This window comes from Saprospiraceae bacterium, assembly GCA_026129545.1.
GTDB lineage: Bacteria > Bacteroidota > Bacteroidia > Chitinophagales > Saprospiraceae > M3007.
This window is the reverse complement of sequence record JAHCHX010000001.1, coordinates 1,393,642-1,411,105: the sequence shown is the minus strand read 5'-3', so window position 1 is coordinate 1,411,105 and position 17,464 is coordinate 1,393,642. Positions and strand designations below refer to the sequence as shown.

10 protein-coding genes are annotated in these 17,464 nt (G+C 51.3%); 3 read left to right on the top strand and 7 right to left on the bottom strand.

Annotated features, from left to right (window positions below; genetic code table 11):
* Nucleotides 1-309 precede the first annotated feature (309 nt).
* The 4 genes from KIS77_05210 to galK all read right to left on the bottom strand — a co-directional run bounded on the left by KIS77_05210 (nucleotide 310) and on the right by galK (nucleotide 5,110).
* On the bottom strand, nucleotides 310-1,008 hold the full coding sequence (locus tag KIS77_05210) for a hypothetical protein (protein ID MCW5921721.1): 699 nt from the start codon (nucleotides 1,006-1,008) through the stop codon (nucleotides 310-312).
* Nucleotides 1,009-1,766: 758 nt separating this feature from the next.
* Nucleotides 1,767-2,783, bottom strand: coding sequence for a UDP-glucose 4-epimerase GalE (gene galE, locus KIS77_05205; GenBank protein MCW5921720.1), 1,017 nt, complete (start codon nucleotides 2,781-2,783; stop codon nucleotides 1,767-1,769).
* Nucleotides 2,784-2,831: 48 nt separating this feature from the next.
* The gene (locus tag KIS77_05200) at nucleotides 2,832-3,920 is read right to left on the bottom strand and encodes a UDP-glucose--hexose-1-phosphate uridylyltransferase (protein ID MCW5921719.1); all 1,089 of its coding nucleotides are present in this window, start codon (nucleotides 3,918-3,920) and stop codon (nucleotides 2,832-2,834) included.
* Nucleotides 3,917-5,110 (bottom strand): galactokinase, encoded by a 1,194-nt coding sequence (galK, locus tag KIS77_05195; protein ID MCW5921718.1) that lies wholly within the window; start codon nucleotides 5,108-5,110, stop codon nucleotides 3,917-3,919. The genes KIS77_05200 and galK overlap by 4 nt, the downstream gene beginning before the upstream one ends.
* Before the next feature lie 317 nt (nucleotides 5,111-5,427).
* On the opposite strand from galK, the gene KIS77_05190 reads away from it, so the two are divergent.
* Nucleotides 5,428-6,843: an alpha-L-fucosidase gene (locus KIS77_05190; GenBank protein MCW5921717.1), complete on the top strand. Its 1,416-nt coding sequence runs from the start codon at nucleotides 5,428-5,430 to the stop codon at nucleotides 6,841-6,843.
* 383 nt (nucleotides 6,844-7,226) lie between these two features.
* On the opposite strand, the gene secDF is transcribed toward KIS77_05190, so the two are convergent.
* The 3 genes from secDF to KIS77_05175 form a co-directional block, all read right to left on the bottom strand.
* A complete protein-coding gene (gene secDF, locus KIS77_05185; protein ID MCW5921716.1) occupies nucleotides 7,227-10,304 on the bottom strand; it encodes a protein translocase subunit SecDF in 3,078 nt (1,025 codons plus the stop codon).
* Nucleotides 10,305-10,548: 244 nt separating this feature from the next.
* Nucleotides 10,549-12,321, bottom strand: a complete 1,773-nt coding sequence (locus KIS77_05180; GenBank protein MCW5921715.1) for an SLC13 family permease — start codon at nucleotides 12,319-12,321, stop codon at nucleotides 10,549-10,551.
* A gap of 2 nt (nucleotides 12,322-12,323) precedes the next feature.
* The gene (locus tag KIS77_05175) at nucleotides 12,324-15,791 is read right to left on the bottom strand and encodes a hypothetical protein (GenBank protein ID MCW5921714.1); all 3,468 of its coding nucleotides are present in this window, start codon (nucleotides 15,789-15,791) and stop codon (nucleotides 12,324-12,326) included.
* 110 nt (nucleotides 15,792-15,901) lie between these two features.
* On the opposite strand from KIS77_05175, the gene KIS77_05170 reads away from it, so the two are divergent.
* Both KIS77_05170 and KIS77_05165 read left to right on the top strand, forming a co-directional pair.
* Nucleotides 15,902-16,831 (top strand): hypothetical protein, encoded by a 930-nt coding sequence (locus tag KIS77_05170; protein ID MCW5921713.1) that lies wholly within the window; start codon nucleotides 15,902-15,904, stop codon nucleotides 16,829-16,831.
* Between the two features lie 68 nt (nucleotides 16,832-16,899).
* Nucleotides 16,900-17,451, top strand: coding sequence for a cytochrome c oxidase subunit 3 (locus KIS77_05165; protein ID MCW5921712.1), 552 nt, complete (start codon nucleotides 16,900-16,902; stop codon nucleotides 17,449-17,451).
* Nucleotides 17,452-17,464: the final 13 nt, after the last annotated feature.

Below are 17,464 nucleotides of genomic sequence, written 5' to 3'. Positions count from 1 at the left end.
CGTTTACTAAACTTTTGAAGTTTAGTAAACGTGATCTCATCCTTCCAACCATGCTGAAAACTTGGCGGCGCGAGGTATATCTAAGTTTTTGTTTTCACAAAAAATATCCCAATTTGCTCATGGCGAACAAATTGGGATATATTAGGATGACCTAAAAGCAACTTATAGTGGTGCTGACAAAGGGGTGTCATCAGCCAAAGCATGAGGCTGGTGATACCCCTCCGTCTACAAGTGCTACGACCTATCACCGCGTCCGGTCAATATCCCGTGAAATGGTGGGGGGCAAATTTTCCTTCATCAGGCGTGGCACTAGTTAGGATTACAACAGGAATAGTATGCGCTACCACATGTAACAGAGCATCCAGGGTCTGTGGATGTGGCTCCAATGGAGCATGCCGTAGAGCCAGCCCCTCCAGATTCGCAATTCGGCGGATTTGTGGAAGTCACATCAACGCAGACGCAAGATGATGCTCTTACCATAAGTTCCTTTTCACTATTCAACCCCTTGTAGTCAGAAGGCCCTGTGTCCCTATTCCATCTAAATGATAATCCATAACCAATTCCTGACCAAGAAGAAGCTATTTTTTGGATTGTTTCATGTCCTTTTCCCTCTCCAATTGTGAAAGTATAAATTTCTCCTTCTTCAGTTTGAACGGCAATTGCTTCTCTGAGGTAAGCAACGGTCACACGACCCAACTCCTTCTGAACGCTTGATGATAACTGGATACCTTGCCCAAGAAAAATGTCATTAGTGGAAGCACCGTCTTTCCGAAGGAAAAACAGGACTTCTTTCGAGGGTAGCGTCATAATAGTCATATCTCCCTCTGTGAGAATTGCTTTTTCATGTTCGAGCACTTTTCCAGAGTTGTAACTAACCACCATTTTTTCTAGGGTAATTGCATCGGGAGTTGGAATTGCCTTCGAAGTCTCCTTAGTACAGGAAGGAAAGGTGTACGCTATAATATTCAGCATACACAAAGCTATAACGGTAATTCTTAATGCTCTCATAATTTTGAAATGTTTTTAAAAAATGATGAAAAATGTTGATACTGCAAAATTATAGGAAATAAAAAAAAAAACAAGTTTCTGGGTTTTTTCTATTATAATGCACCGCACCATCAAGTCTTCAGCATGGGGCTTTGTTGCATGAACATTATTCCTTTGGCAAAATAGCCTTTTGAGTGGAAATTGTTTATCGAAACGAGCATTTTTTTAGAATGATTTTTCAAAAATGCGCTATCGCCAAATTTAATTTATCCATGCAACAAAGCCTCAGCATGGTAAAAAATACAATCTACTAGAAATATACCTCGCGCCGTCAGGTTTTGTGCATTCGCTTGGCGACGTTTACTAAACTTTGAAAGTTAAGTAAACGTATTTTCGGTTTAGACCATGCACAAAACCTAGCAGCGCGAGGTATAAATGAGAGCAATAATGGCTATTTCAGCCTCGCTTGGTGTTACCCTCTGCCTCGCTTGTGTCTTTTGACCAAGCGCACTCGCGTGAGGTCTCCCGCCACCATTACCTCAACCAACCCAACTCCATCAACAACTCCGCTGTCTCCTACATCCCCCTCACTTATGGTCAACGCAAATCAGCCCCGTCCGCTTCACTTGGCTGGCCAAGCCCTCAAAATAGGTTCTGACAAGATGGTTTTGAACAAACGGCGCTCGCAATCCTTTGAAAATCATAAAAATCAATCAAGGCTATCCTAAAATCCTCTTTAATCTGGGTATAGCTTCCTGCTGGCAGCTTGTTTTCCCATCCTAATGTTGCGACAAACACTGCTGCCACCGCCAAGCATCTCTCAATGCTTCTTCCACTTCTCTTTTGGCCGACCAATCCAATTGTGTCCGAATTTTGCTCACGTCGGCATACACGGCAGCCACGTCGCCCGGCCGGCGCTCGCCGATGCGATAGTTGAGCGGCTTTCCGCTGACCATCTCGAAGGTTTTGACCAATTCCAACACGCTGACACCTCGCCCCATGCCTACGTTGAACACCTCGTAAATAGTTGGTTCATTTTGTTTTAGTAAATACTGCATGGCGGCGACGTGCGCCTCGGCCAAGTCCATGACGTGAATATAGTCGCGCAAGCAAGTACCGTCCGGGGTTGGGTAGTCCTGACCAAACACTGTCAGCATCGGGCGTATGCCGGCCGCCGTCTGCGTGATGAAAGGCACCAAATTGTTGGGCACACCTAAGGGCAGCTCCCCGATGTGGGCGGAAGGGTGCGCCCCAATGGGATTGAAGTAGCGCAGCGAGATGGCTTTCAGCGGCTTTTGGGCGGCTGCCACATCGCGCAGGATTTCCTCGCCAATCAACTTGGTGTGACCATAGACGGACGCAACTGGCTGTTCGGGGGTGTCTTCCGTGACGGGCAGTACTTTGGGTTGGCCATAGACGGTGGCAGAGGACGAAAAAATGAGGTTGGGGATGCCATGTTCGAGCATGGTCTGGAGCAGCACAATGAGCGAGCCGATGTTGTTGTCGTAGTATTTCAACGGCTCTTGCATGGATTCGCCCACTGACTTGAAAGCAGCGAAATGTATCACCCCATCAATTTTTTGCTCTCTAAAAACCCGCGACAACACGGACGGAGCGTGGCAGTTTTCTGCATAGCAGCGGGGTTGTTGTTTCAGAATTTTTTCCAAACCCTGCAAGACGCGGCGGTCAGAATTGGAAAAATCGTCGAGGATGATAGGGGTGAACCCGGCTTCGGCAAGTGCGACGACGGTATGCGAGCCAATGAATCCGGCTCCGCCGGTGACAAGAATGTTCATGTATGATACTCGTGTTTGTTGATAATCGGTTTTGCAATGACGGTTAGTCTAAGGGGATGGAGCAGTCGGGCGCAGGTTCCGGGCTTTGTAGTGTTCTTTGGGCAGCTCGCGCAAAATCGCCGCCGCTTTTTCTGGGCTGATGTCGCGTTGAGGTCCAGCCAGCATCTCGTAGCCTACCATGAATTTTTTGACCGTTGCCGAGCGCAGCAAGGGCGGATAAAAAACCATGTGCCAATGCCATGCCGGATGAGCGTGCTCATCCGTGGGAGCCTGATGAATCCCCGCCGAATAGGGGAACGATACCTCAAACAGGTTGTCATAGCAAACAGTAAGCCGTTTGTATGCTTCTGCAAATGATTCGCACTCGGCATCGTTCATGTCGGTGATGCGTGGCATGGCGCGTTTGGGTACCAACATCGCCTCGAACGGCCACACCGCCCAATAGGGCACCAGCGCGACAAAGTGCTGGTTTTCAAAAAGTATGCGCGTGCCCAAACTCAGTTCCTGACGCCAATAATCTTCCAACAATGTGCGCTCGTGTTTCCTGAAATAACGCGCCTGGTGCTGTTGCTTTTTCAGGGGTTCGTTGGGGATGTGTGCCTGTGCCCAAATCTGCCCGTGCGGGTGTGGGTTGGAGCAGCCCATTGTTTCGCCTTTGTTTTCAAAAATTTGCACATACCGGATGAACGATTTGGAGCCTAATTCCGCGTATTCCCGTCGCCATAAATCAATAACCCGGCGAATGGCTGGCAAATCCATTTCAGGGATGGTCAAATCGTGGCGCGGCGAAAAACAAACCACCCGACAGATGCCCCGTTCGGGCGCGGCACGCAAAAGCCCTTCGCGAGTGTCAAAGAGCGGGGTGGAAGAGGGAGCAGGCGACTCCAACAAGGCAGAGAAATCATTCGTAAAGGCGTGAACGTCTGTATAGTGAGGATTTCGCTGACCGTTGGCCCTGATATTGCCGGGGCAGAGATAGCACGATGGGTCGTGTGCGAGGCGGCGTGTATCGGGCAGTTTTTCCACTTGGCCTTGCCACGGGCGATTGGCTCGATGGGGCGACACAAGCACCCATTCGCCCGTGAGGGGATTGAAGCGCCGATGCGGAAAATCTGTGTTGAATAATACCTCATTCATATCTCTTCCCGAATAAGTGGCGTGGAATAGACCATTTCAACGCCATCTGTGATTTCGACGGGGTAAAATTTTAGGTTTTTTCCCCAGTGTTTCAAATAGGAAACCTGTATTTTTTCTTGAAAACCCACAACAGCATCTCGACGGACAAGGTTGAGCGTGCAACCGCCGAACCCGCCGCCCATCTGTCGGGCACCTAACACATCGGCTTCGCTGCGTGTTTCGTCCACCAAAAAATCGGTTTCCGGGCAGGTGACCTCGTAATCGTGCTGCAACCCTTCGTGCGACTGGTATAGCAAGTGGCCGAATAATTCCAAGTCGTTGTTTTTTAGGGCGTTGCAGGCTGAGATTACCCGCGTGTTTTCCTCGATGACAAATTTGCAGCGTTGAAACACGCCATCGCGCAGGCGTTTTTTTTCGGATAAAAGCATCGCCAGAGTCACGTTGCGCAGGCTGCGGATGTTTGGAAAAATAGTTGAGAGTGCTGTCACGCCTTCTTCACATTCGCTTCGGCGGGTATTGTACGCTGAATCCACGAGTTGGTGTTTTACGCCAGAGTCGCAAAGCACGAGCGCATGGTCGGGCATACGGATAGGGAAGTACTCGGCCTCGAGGCTGCGACAATCGAGTTTTATGGCGTGATTCGCCCGCCCCATGAGCGAGGCGAACATATCCATGATGCCGCAGTTCATGCCGACGAAATTGTTTTCGGCGCGTTGGGCAAGCCGGGCGAGGGCAGGGCGGTCTAGACCGAGACCAAAAAGTTCGTTGAGCGCAAACAGTATCCCGCTCTCCACCGCCGCTGAACTGGAAAGCCCTGCGCCAGTGGGTATGTTGCCGCCAAGCGTCGCATTCACCCCTCCCAATGTATGTCCGTCTTTCAACAGTTCATCAAAGGTGCCGAGCAAATAGTTGGGCCAATGTTGCTCGGTTTTTAGCAAGTGTCGGATAGTGCCTGAAAATGAATCCTGGAAATCGAGTGCCTGAAAGTGAAGCGCCTCGTCGCTGCGTGGCGATACCGCCAACCATACGGCCTTGTCAATAGCGGCTGGCAGCACGAAGCCTTCGTTGTAATCGGTATGTTCGCCGATGAGGTTGATGCGACCGGGAGCGCGGACGACGAGCGAGGGGGCGTGCCCAAAACAATGTCGGTGCGCTTGGAGGATGGATTCCAATGAAGTGATGCTGTTCATGTTCGGATGATGCAGGGCAAAGAAAGTCAATCAATCGTCAATGAATACTTAAAGATTCAGAGGCAAGTATGTTTTCATCTTTGTTTGTGTTCATTGTAAGTAGTATGGCGGATTTGCAAATCCGCCATACGCATTGGGAGCCAATTGTTTGTATCAAAAATAGGTTTGCTTAATTTTGGCGAAGCACTTATGTCCTAAGGTGTTTGAATTCAGAATGTAATTGTATGTGGAGCGATTTGATGGGCTGCCAAAAACAAATTTCATTGCGTACTTTCACCGCGAAGTAAAAGCATTTTTCAAAACAACTACCCAATCTTATGAGCCGATTGTTCGCCTTGTTATGCTATCTGCATCTGTCAACTTTCCTTTTTTCGCAGATTTCTGAACCTCCACTTCCGCTGCCCACGCCGGCCCAACTCGCGTGGCACGACACGGAGTTCTACCTCTTTTTTCATTTTGGGCCAAACACATTTACCAATCTCGAATGGGGGCACGGAACGGAGCCAGAAGACGTGTTCAATCCGACGGACTTGGATTGCGACCAATGGTGCCGCATCGCCAAACAAGCCGGTGCTCGCGGGGTCGTTATCACGGCCAAGCATCACGACGGATTTTGTCTGTGGCCATCAAAGTATTCCACGCACACGGTTCGAGAGAGCAAATGGCGCGACGGAAAGGGCGACGTGCTGCGCGAGCTCTCGGATGCCTGCCGCCGACACGGACTCAAGTTCGGAGTCTATCTCAGCCCATGGGACAGAAATCACCCGCAATACGGCACTCCCGAATACAATGATGTCTATGTCAACACGCTGACTGAATTGCTGACCAACTACGGCGAGTTGTTTGAGATTTGGTGGGACGGGGCGAATGGAGAAGGGCCAAACGGCAAAAAGCAGGAATACGATTTCCACCGTTTTGAGCGCGTGGCCGCACAATTGCAGCCCGACGCGGTGATATTTAGCGACATCGGCCCCGGCTGTCGCTGGGCTGGCAACGAGCGAGGGTTGATTTTGACCGAGACCAACTGGGCCACCCTCGATACGGCTGGATTCCAACGTGGCTTGGGCGCGCCACCGGAGGACACGCTCAATCAGGGCAACGTCAACGGCCAGCTTTGGCTGCCTGCGGAGTGCGATGTGAGCATCCGCCCCGGCTGGTTTTACCACCCCGAGGAAGATGATAAGGTGAAGACCCCGGAACAACTCTGGGATATCTATTTGAAATCAGTAGGAAGAGGAGCAAATTTGATACTCAATGTGCCGCCCGACCGGAGGGGGCGCATCCATGAGCGCGACTCGGCATCTTTGGTCGCTTTTGGACAAAAATTGAGGGAGGCTTTCCGTCACAATCTGGCTGAGGGGCGCCCCTGCCGTTTGGGCAATGGCCGCCATTGGTTCGATGCCGGCCTGACGGATGTCAACCAGAATACTTTTGCCGAGTTTGAAATCGTGCCGGGCGAATCCTTTCTCGAAATTGATTTGAAAAAGAAAAGGAAAATCAACACGCTGCTGCTCCGAGAAAAAATCAGCACACATGGCCAGCGCGTGGAAGCATTTAAAGTGGAGGTGTTTGAAAAAGGGGGCTGGAGAGAAGTGGCAAGCTCCACCACCATTGGCGTGCGAAAAATCCTCGTGTTCCCAGAAGTGAAAACTTCCAAAGTGAGGATTGCGATTTTGGCTGCCAAAGCGCCGCCTGTCATCAACGATGTGCGGATTTATCGCATAAAGTCTTGAAAAAGCGGGGGTTCTAAGGTTCTGTATCCGTAGGGCGGTCGTCAGAAAGTCCGTAGAAAGCAGTGATGGTGAGGGCAAGAAAAAGAATGAAATAGGTCGTCATCGCAGAGGGAGAGGGGAGGTGTAAACCGATAGTTGAGTGTGGATTGAAAAAACGAATGGTGAACTTTCGCCGTCCCTTATTTAGCATAAACTATGCCACAAGTAAGGTAGGCACATTCTGCCTGAAAAAGCGAGAGCCACCCCATGTAACGCTGGGATGGCTCTCGTGTTTGCCGCGTTTTCCCTTTTAAATTTGAAGTATAATTGGCGTTTGCCACAAAGCCTCGAAGAAAAAGTGCTCTTCAGCCCTTCGTGGCCTTTGCGACTTAGTGGCAAAATAATCAAGCCTTTGCAACTTTCTTGGAAGGCTTGGCTTTGTCTTCGGGCTTTGGCTCAGGAGCGACCACTTTGCCTTCGAGTGCCTGACCCTTTGTCAAATCCACCACCAAAGAGGATGCGACGAAAATGGAAGAGTATGTGCCGAACAAAATGCCCACCGTGATACCGAACGCAAAGCCTTTGATAGCGCCGCCGCCAAAGAAGAACAACAAGAACACCACGATAAAGATGGTGCCTGAGGTGATGATGGTGCGGCTCAGTGTGGTGTTGATGGCTTTGTTGAACACCTCTTCTTTCGGGCGGCCGGGATATAGGCCGAGGAATTCGCGGATTCGGTCATACACAATCACCGTGTCGTTCACCGAAAGACCAATCACCGTCAGAATACAGGCAATGATGGCTTGGTCAATTTCCAGAGAGAAGGGCACAAGACCGTGCAGCAAGGTGAAGAAAGTCAGCGTGATAAGCACGTCGTGCAACAAAGCCAAGACTGCGCCCAACGAGAATTGCCACTTGCGGAATCGAATGAGCAAGTAAAGAAAAATGAGCGCCAATGCCCATGCGCCTGCCTTGAAAGAGGAGTCGCGGATATCGTCGGCCACTGTCGGCCCGACTTGGCTGGACGAAGTAATGTGCGTGCCTGCTGCATCCGTCTTGATGAAATTGGAGTCGGTCCGAATGCCAGCCGCTTCGAGCCCCTCCCGGAGTTTGGCCACCACTCTGTCGTTCACATCCTTGCTTTGGTCATTGATGAGGTAGGATGTCGTGATGTTGTAGGTGTTCTGCGTATTGACGGCCTTTATGACGGGGTTGCCACCAAACGCCTGCGTGAGCGGGCCGCGCAATTGTTCTATTTCCACAGGCTGTTCAAACTGAACGTTGTAGGAGAAACCGCCCTTGAAATCAACGCCCAACTCGAAGCCGCGCATGATGAACGAAATGATACCAATGATGATGATGGCACTGGAGAACATATACGCATACTTGCGTTTGCCAATCCAGTCATAGTTGGCGCCCACCAGCCACTTTTCCGACCATGGGAAACTGTAAGCGAGGTCTTTGCCGCGCTCTATCCACCAATCGGTAATCATGCGCCCTACCAAGACTGCGGTGAACATGGAGCTAAAAATACCCACGATAAGCACCGTGCCGAACCCTTTGATGGGGCCGAGACCAAAATACATCAAGACAAAGGCAGTGAGCAGGGTGGTGGCGTTGGCGTCGATGATGGCGGGCAGCGCGCGCGAGAAGCCAGTTGCCACGGCTTTGGCCATTGTCAGCCCCGCCCGCAGTTCTTCTCGAATACGCTCGTAGATGATGACGTTTGCATCCACAGCAGTGGCCAATGTCAGCACGATACCGGCAATGCCCGGAAGGGTCAGTACCGTACCCATGGAGGCCAAAGTGCCGATGATGAAGAACAGGTTGGCCAACAACGCGATGACACTCACGATGCCTCCTTTGTTGTAGTAGGCTATCATGAAGACGCAGAGCAAAGCCACCGACAACAACATCGTTATCAAGGACTTATTGATATTGTCAGCACCCAAAGAGGGGCCTACCTGACTTTCTTGCACGATGCGGGTGCCTGCGGGCAACTTGCCCACTTGGAGAATGTTGGCCAAGTCTTTCGCTTCCTCTACCGTGAAATTGCCTGTAATGGAGGAGTTGCCACCCGTAATAGGGTTGATGACACGAGGGGCGCTCACCACTTCGTCATCAAGGACGATGGCGATTTCGCGGTTGCCAGCGTTGGCCGCTCTGGTCGTCATGTCTGCCCAAATACGCGCTCCGTCGTTGTTCATGGCCAAGCTGACAGTGACCTCGCCACTGCTGGGGTCGGGTTGTTCGCTTGCGCGGGTCACTACGGAACCATCCAAACGGGGCTTGTCGTCGTTGCCGACTTTCCGAATGCCATACAGCTCGTATTTGCCGATGGTGGTGCTGCCAAACCCCTTGTCCTCTTCCGCTTTCTGGCTCCACCGAAACTCAAGGCTGGCGGGGAACAGTTGTTTGATTTCGGGACGTTGGAGGTGTCTGTCAATGGTCGAGATTTTGTTTTTGTCGGCATAGCCCAACACGGCACCCGTGGTGTTGCTTCCCAAAGTCAGCAACGAGAGCAAGGGGCCGCCGCCTTCCTGCGAAGAGGGAGGAGCGTCCACGATGCGCATTTCAGGTGTCTGCGACGAATCTGGTTGGCCATCCGCGCCAGTTGGATACACATATAAGGTGTCCTTGCGTGCGCCCACTTGATTGGTAGTGTCGCCGGAAAGCAGCCTGCGCAGTTTAAGGTCGGCATCTATGAAGCGTTGCTGGAGGTTGTCGTCGGTGAGGCGATATGTTTCCCAAAACTCGAGCTTTGCGGAGCGTTGCAACATTTCGCGGGCACGCTGGGGGTTGTCAATGCCGGGCAATTCCACCAAAATCAAGTCGCGGGCAGCGTCGAGGCTGACGTTGGGTTGCACCACGCCCAATTTGTCAATCCGCTGTTTGAGGCGGTTGTAGGTTTCTTTCACCGTGTTGTTGGCGAGCTCACGAATGACGCGCACCACATCGGCATCGGGCGACTCGAAGTTGATTTGCCCTTTGAGCGCCTCGTTTCGGGCGAAGATAGAGGCAAGTGGCTTGCCGCCGCTGCTTTCTTTCCATGCTTGGGCAAACATGCTAATGAAATCGCCTTGCTGTGTGCGAAGCTGTTCGTCTGCCTTGCTGAGTGCCTGCGCAAATGCGGGGTCGCTTGTGTTTTGCGCAAGGCTTTTCAAAAAGTCGTTCAAATCCACTTGCAGCAGCACGCTCATGCCGCCTTTGAGGTCGAGGCCAAGCGCCAGCTGGCTTTTCTTCAGGTCAGCGTAGGTGAATTTTTTAATCAGTGGAATGCTGAATACCGGTTCGGAGGAAAGAGAATCCAGGTAGCCAGCGTAGCATTGACGCCAAGTGACGGCTTCGTTTTTGGAACAGTCATCAGCATAGCGTTCTGCCGCCTTCTCGATATTGTTGGTCGGAATGGTCAGCGAGAACTGGTACAGACACACTAAGGTCAGCGCAATGAGGAAGAATCGGACAACGCCTTTGCCTTGCATACTTTCGATGTAGTAATTTGCGAAAAATGTTTTTACGAATCTTTATTTTCGGCATGATGCCTTGAAGCATACCCTCCGAAAAAAGTGCGCAAATATAGGGACATTGCTCGAAACCAAAGGGGGCGACGGAAAAATCGTTCAGAATCTTGTGAAACTTGCGTGAATGTGGCACAACCGCTTCGAGCGCATTGACAAACCAACAATCCCGCAGGCGGTCATGTCCACATCTGCGCCGCGACGAGATTCAGGCAGGCCAGAAATACAATATCAGTGGCACCCCGAGCAGCAGTATCAGAATCTCCAAAGGCAGCCCCATGCGCCAGTAATCGGTGAATTTGTAGCCTCCCGGCCCCATTACCAAAGTGTTGGATTGGTGGCCGATGGGTGTTAGGAATGCGCAAGATGCGCCCAGTGCCACCGTCATCAGAAATGGGTCAACCGACGCGCCCAAGCCATTGGCTACACTGACGCTGACGGGTGCCATGAGCACCACAGTTGCCGCGTTGTTGATGATGTCAGACAGGAACATGGTGACCACCAAGAGCACGGCAATCATGCCCCACACGGGAATTTGGTCACCCAATCGCAGTATTTGGGCGGCTATTAGGTTGGAGCCGCCTGTCGTCTCCAACGCAGTGCCGACAGGCAGCAATGACCCCAGCAATACGACTACTGGCCAGTCAACACTCGTGTATATTTCCCTCACAGAAATTACTTTGGTCAAAACCATCAGCAAGGCGGCCAGCGTGAAGGCTATTTGCACCTGTGTGACATTGGTGATGATGAGAAAAAGCGCCAAGGCAAAAATGGACAGCGCCAACACGATTTTTTGCGGCTTTTCGATGATGTACCCCCGGTCGGCCAATGGCAGACACCCCATATCGTTCAATGTGTCGTGGATTTTGTTCGCGTCGCCCTGAAGCAACAACACATCACCAGCCCTGAATATCACATGGTCGAGTCGCCGACGGATTCGACTACCCTGACGGGATATGGCCAGCAAATTCACACCATAGCGCGAGCGCATCCGAAGCCCAGCGGCTGTTTGGTTGAAAATGGGCGCGTTGGCCATCACCACCACTTCCACGGTAGTGATATGCTCTCCTCCAATCGTCTCGTCGTCACTGCTTTCCCCTTTGCCTACCAATTTGCCCTTGCTTTTTTCCACGAAGGTTTTTAGTTCCTCCGAATCCGCTTCTATCGTGACGATGTCGCCCGGGCGTAGCACCATGCTCATGTCCGGCGCGTGGATGAGGTGATTGTCGCGCACAATGCGCAACACTTGAACATCACATTCGGTGAGACCGCCTATTTCGCTGAGGGGATGTCCATTGAGTTTCGACTCTTCTGTTATTTCTATCTCTGTAATATAGTCTTCTATGTTGAACTGTCCTTTGTCTTGTTCCTTGCTGCCTCTTTCAGGCAACAAGCGCCAACCTATTACTGAGATAAATGCAAGCCCAGCAACAGAAAGTCCCACCCCAACGTAAGCAAAGTCGAACATCTGGAAAGGTGTCCCTAATGTCTCTTGTCTAAAAGCGGCTACTATTATGTTCGGTGGTGTGCCTATCAAAGTCGTCATGCCGCCCAATAGTGAGGCGAAGGCTATTGGCATCAGGATATAGGAAGGGGAATGCTTGCTTTTGTTGGCTATGTGTATGGCTACTGGCATCAATACTGCCAAAGCGCCCACATTGTTCATAAACGCAGAAGCAACACAAACTATGGCGGATAGCACAGCAATTTGCAGCACAAGGCTATCGCCCAATTTCATTACCCAATGGCCTATTACATCTACGAGGCCGGACTTCTGCAAACCATTGCTTACTATCAATATAACGGCAACTGTAATGACAGCCGGATGCGCAAAGCCCATGAACGCTTCGTTGGCAGGCACCACTTGCGTGAACACCAATACCAATAGACAAATAATAGCAACGATATCGTGACGAATTTTACCCCACGCAAACAAAATCAGTGCGAGGGCCAAAGTTGAAAAAACGATTGTTTGTGCCATTATTAAGGAGTATAGACGAGCTTGCCGTTTATTGTTTTTTCACCAGTTATTTCATAAAAATAAGTGCCAGCGGCGGAAAAAACATCTGCCGCAATGAATATCCTTTCCGCACCTGCCACAGTGCGTTGCAACACAAGGCGGCGCTCTTGGTCAAAAACGCTTAGGGTGGCATCAGCTTCCATGCCTTTTGTTTCAAGCCAAACGCCTGTGGCACCAAAAGGGTTGGGCCACACACGCACGGATGGCGACTGCAAAGTAGGGGCGACTTGCATTTCCAATACGGGCTTTAGGCTCGTCCCATCTGGTTGGAAAGCAAGCGAACGGGTGGGGGACTCGTCCAGTTGCAAGCTGCGGTGCATGGTTCCATCGGATTTTGCTTTGAAGACGACCCTGAAAAGGGGCTTGGGCGCTTGGTTTGTATGCAAAGGCTTTTTTATTGCGCTCATGTTTTCAAAGCAGGCTGTCAAAATACCATCGGCTACTCGGTGAGTGCCAAAATTTTCGCTCGTCAATCCCGGTAGAAGCGGTTCCACTTTCAAAAAATCCAACTTATCGGTGTCGAAACAGAGGGTAAACTGTATGCCAGCCAATTCGTCAACGGCTCCGCTTAATTCGGCCACCGCGATTTTATCTTTCTCGAAATCAATTGTTTGATAGTAAACAGGCCACTCGCCCGAGATGCGCTCCTCCGCCGCGCCGGACAAGTTGGCAATGGCCGAGCCGTTCACGTCGCCGACCTTGATGGCCGTAAAATCCAGCCCGTTGACAGATGCGTCTTGCACAAAGACTTCGAGGTTTTCGGGAAAATGGGTTTGGAAAGGGTTGGCTTGGTTGGGGAAGAGGAAGGACTTGGGCACAAAACGCCAAGAGGTGTTGTTTGAGATAACCGTGTCAATGCCAAGAATGAGTTTGCGCAACGTCACAATGTCGAACGTCGTCACGGAATTGCTTTTGTTTGCATCGGCGGCAATTATTTTATAGGGCGAGTTCAGGGGTTCCAAACCGAGTATGTGCTTGGAAATCAGCACTAAGTCAAACGTGCTGACCCCATTGAGCGGAGTGTCGTCTCTGTAAGGGGCAAGCGTGTAGGATTGGCAGCCCGGCACGTTGGCGAGGCCGAAAACGCCGCTTGCGTTGGTCGTTTGGCCATTCACGTCCGTGAAAGCCACCCCTTCGCCTGCTTCTGTTTGTATAGCTCCGCCTACGTTGACCAATGCGGCGGGTGTTTGCAGAAAGACCGAGTCGAGCGGGAATGTCCAAATACCTCGCGCATATGTGGCTGCCACGAGTTCCTTGCGCACGGGGTTATGTTCCAAATCGAACACGGGGACAAAGGGTATATTGCCACCCAATCGTCCCCATGAGCCACCCCCGTTAAGGGTGAAATATACGCCCGCATCAGTTGCCGCAAAAAGGATAGAGTCGGCGTGTTGGGGCAGGATGAGCAAGTCGTTGACCGGTATTTGGGGAAGGTTGCCGGAAATGTCCTTCCACGACTGCCCGTTGTCATCGGAGCGATGAACGTGGGGTATATAGTCGTTGTCGCGGAAGCCGGAATGACTGACAAAAATGCGGTTGGGCAGGGTCGTGGAGCCATGCACGGAAGTGACATATCTGTCTGGCAGGCCGTCGGTTATGTTGACCCAGCCTGTATTAGGCTCGCGCCGCCACACATTGCCATCGCTTGTGCCCGCATAGAGTTTTTGCGGCAATACGGGCGATTCGTTGAGGGCAGAGATGGTATGGAAACGCGGCCCATAAATGATGCCATCGGTCAAATCGCCAGAGATGGGCGACCAGATGTTGCCATCGGAGGAAGCATAGACACGAAAAGTGGCGGCATATTGGATGTCGGGATTATGGGCGCTCATGAAATAGGGGGTGTCCCAGTTGCAGCGGTCCCCCGTGCCAAGACAGGTTTTGCCTGTTTGCCATGTCGCGCCGCCATCGGTGGTTTTGTTGATGCTGCCATTTTGAATTTCCACCCAGTAGGTGTTGGGGTCGCTGGGGTGAAACACGCTGCGAAAGCCATCGGCAGGATAGACACTTGCCCAGTTGTTGATGGCCGTGCCATTGCCTTTGTTGATGCCGTTGTCCTGCGCACCGCCCCAATAAACGTTAGGTGTGTGAGGGTTGTAGTTGGTGTGGTAGAATTGCGTGGTTGGCAGGTTGTTGCAGCGTATCCAATAGGGTAGGTTGAGTTCTTTTCGATACACACCCCCGTCGTTGGCCCAATATCGCCTGCCGGAAGGGGTGAACGCGAGGTCGTGGCTGTCTGCGTGTCCGCCAGCTGCTGTCATCCAAGCGGAGCCGTTGGCGGCTTTCCGCCACATGATGATGGCATGAAAGTAGATTTCCTCGTCGTCGTCGGGGTGTAAGTCTATTTTGCCAAAATACCAGCCAAAATCGGCGCATTTGTCTTCCAAGGCATCAATGTTGACAGATGTCCACGACGTGCCGCCATTGGTGGTTTTGTAAAGTCCGCCCGGCGTGGAGAGCGAATCAATGTAAACGACGTACAATTTGTCGGGGTTTTGAGCGGACATAGCCAACCCGGTGCGGCCCATGATGCCAGTAGGCAACCCGCCGCCGAGATGCGTCCAAGTAGCGCCTCCGTCGGTGGTTTTATAGACACGGGCATGAGGGCCATAAATGACCGACTCTTGATTGTTGCGAATGCGGTCCCAAAAAGAAGCGTACAGTATTTGCGGGTTGTTTGGATTGATGACAAGGTCGCTCGCGCCAGCCTGATTGCTCACAAAAAGCACCTGTTGCCAAGTGAGGCCGCCATCCGTTGTTTTGTAAATCCCGCGCTCGTTGTCGCGCATAAAGGGGTTGCCCATGGTGGCGACGTATATGATTTTGGGGTTGGTGGGGTCAATCTGAATTTTTGACACGATGCCCTGTTGCTCCAATCCAAGATATTGCCAAGTATCCCCCGCGTCGGTGCTTTTGAACACGCCATCTCCGTTGAACACGATGGAAGGGATATTGGGGTCGCCGGTGCCGGCGTACACCACGTTTGGATTGGTGGGGTCAAAGACAATGTGACCAATGGAGAGTTCGATATGTTCGTCGAACACGGGTTTCCAGTTGATGCCGCCATCCGTGCTTTTGAAAATACCCCCGGCGGAAAAGCCCGCCAACACTGTGTACTCGTCGTCGGGTTTTACGGCAAGGGTGTTGACGCGCCCTCCGATATTGGCAGGCCCTTGCAGGGTCCAGTTGGTGGTGTTGCCCACGCACCCCGTGCCATTGCGTTCCTGCACGGCCCATTCTGCTTCGCGGGCAGCGTTGATGGCTTTTTTCCAGCCTTTCCAATCAAAATCGCGGTCGGGGAAAGAACGCTGAAAGGCAAATTGGTCATAAGGTTCCGACTTTTTTTCAAGTCTGCTGCCAACCGGAACACTCGATTTTTGACAGGAAAAAACACACAGCAAGATGAAGACGTAGCAGTAAATGTGTCGCATGGAACGGATTTTTTTGATTAATGCTTCGCAAACCTACATAAAAGCCCAAATATGCGCTCGACAAAGCGCAAAAGCATAACATACCTTTACCCGTCCAAAATTTTCGAATCATGTTTTATTTGCTGTTGGCGGTGGCCTGTTCGGTGTTGCTTGGTTTCATCTTCAAACTTTTCGTCCGCTTCCGGGTGGATGGCTTCCAAGCAATCGTGTTCAATTACGTTACCTGTGTCTTGTGTGGATGGCTGCACATCGGGCACTTCCCGCTCTCTTTTGCCAATGCTGCCAAACCTTGGTTTCCCTATTCAGTGGTGTTGGGTTTGGTGTTCATAGGGGGCTTCAATGGGGCGGCGTTGACTGTGCGCTATTTCGGGGTCATGGTCAGCCAAATCATGCAAAGAATGTCCATTTTGATGACCGTGCCATTTGCGGTTTTGGTGTATGGCGAATCTGCTGGCACGGGGAAAATTGCGGGCTTTTTATTGGCCTTGGCCGCGATTGTCTTGGTGAACTGGCCCCATGCGAAACCGCCCGTTCAGTCGCATAATGATAGCACCCTGCCGTCGGTTGAACAACAACCAAACACGCTGACTTGGAAGGGGGAAAAAGTGTTGTTGTTGATTCCGTTGCTCACATGGCTGCTGGCGGGGGTTATCGAAATACTGTTTATAAGGGTTCAAAAAGAGGGGATGGCCGACCCGAACGACCCTGCGTTCATCAGTGCCGTGTTTGGCATGGCAGGTATCATAGGGCTGTGCGCCGCCATTTACGGCTGGTGGAGCGGGCGATTGATTTTTTCATGGCGCAACGTGGCGGCGGGCATTGCGCTTGGTATCCCCAACTACGGCAGCATGCTTTTTTTGTTGATGGCGCTAGGTAGTGGGTTGGAAGGTTCGTTCCTGTTTCCCGTTCTGAATGTGTGTATCATTTTCATCACAACCATCGGCGCGGTTTGGCTGTTTCAGGAGCGGCTTTCGCGGCTTAATTGGCTTGGTATAGTCTTGGCTTTGTCAGCCATTGTCCTCATGTCTCAGTCTTTTTAATTTCTCACATCGTGCAGCAAAATCAAACACAACAAAGAGACGAATTCATTTTTCATCCCAACAACGTCATGTTGTTCATCCTGCTGTTTGGCCTTTCGGCGCTATTTTTGGCGCTCACTGTGTCATACGTTTACACGCGGGTGACAATGAACGTGCCGCCAGTTCAGATACCCTTTTTGTTTGTTTTCAATACGCTAATTTTGCTGAGCAGCAGTTGGACCATGATTCGCGCCAAACGTTGCTACCTCAATGATGACACCGAAGGTTATCAGCAAAACTTAAAACACACAATATGGCTCTCTTTGCTCTTCATGCTGATGCAGACCGTCGCTTGGTGGTGGTTGTTTAGCCACAATGTCGCCCTCAATACTTCTACCACGACGGCTTATCTCTATGTCATTTCCTTTGTTCATCTTGCGCACGTGGTGGCGGGGCTGCCATTTCTAATGCTGTTTTATCGCACCGCAAAAAAACGCATGGTGGACCCCGTCACGGTATTGGTCTATTTTTCCGACCCGGAAAAAAGGCTGAAGCTCCGCTTGTTGACCCTTTATTGGCACTTTCTCGACGGGCTTTGGATTTATCTCGTTTTGTTTTTCGGCATCAATTATCTGATTTGAAACGAGCATTCGC

Excerpts from the sequence above, each read along its gene's own strand:
- KIS77_05210 (MCW5921721.1), bottom strand. The coding sequence starts at position 1,008 with ATGAGAGCATTAAGAATTACCGTTATAGCTTTGTGTATGCTGAATATT.
- KIS77_05175 (MCW5921714.1), bottom strand. The coding sequence starts at position 15,791 with ATGCGACACATTTACTGCTACGTCTTCATCTTGCTGTGTGTTTTTTCC.
- galK (MCW5921718.1), bottom strand. The coding sequence starts at position 5,110 with ATGAACAGCATCACTTCATTGGAATCCATCCTCCAAGCGCACCGACAT.
- KIS77_05180 (MCW5921715.1), bottom strand. The coding sequence starts at position 12,321 with ATGGCACAAACAATCGTTTTTTCAACTTTGGCCCTCGCACTGATTTTG.
- secDF (MCW5921716.1), bottom strand. The coding sequence starts at position 10,304 with ATGCAAGGCAAAGGCGTTGTCCGATTCTTCCTCATTGCGCTGACCTTA.
- KIS77_05165 (MCW5921712.1), top strand. The coding sequence starts at position 16,900 with ATGTTGTTCATCCTGCTGTTTGGCCTTTCGGCGCTATTTTTGGCGCTC.
- KIS77_05190 (MCW5921717.1), top strand. The coding sequence starts at position 5,428 with ATGAGCCGATTGTTCGCCTTGTTATGCTATCTGCATCTGTCAACTTTC.
- KIS77_05200 (MCW5921719.1), bottom strand. The coding sequence starts at position 3,920 with ATGAATGAGGTATTATTCAACACAGATTTTCCGCATCGGCGCTTCAAT.
- galE (MCW5921720.1), bottom strand. The coding sequence starts at position 2,783 with ATGAACATTCTTGTCACCGGCGGAGCCGGATTCATTGGCTCGCATACC.
- KIS77_05170 (MCW5921713.1), top strand. The coding sequence starts at position 15,902 with ATGTTTTATTTGCTGTTGGCGGTGGCCTGTTCGGTGTTGCTTGGTTTC.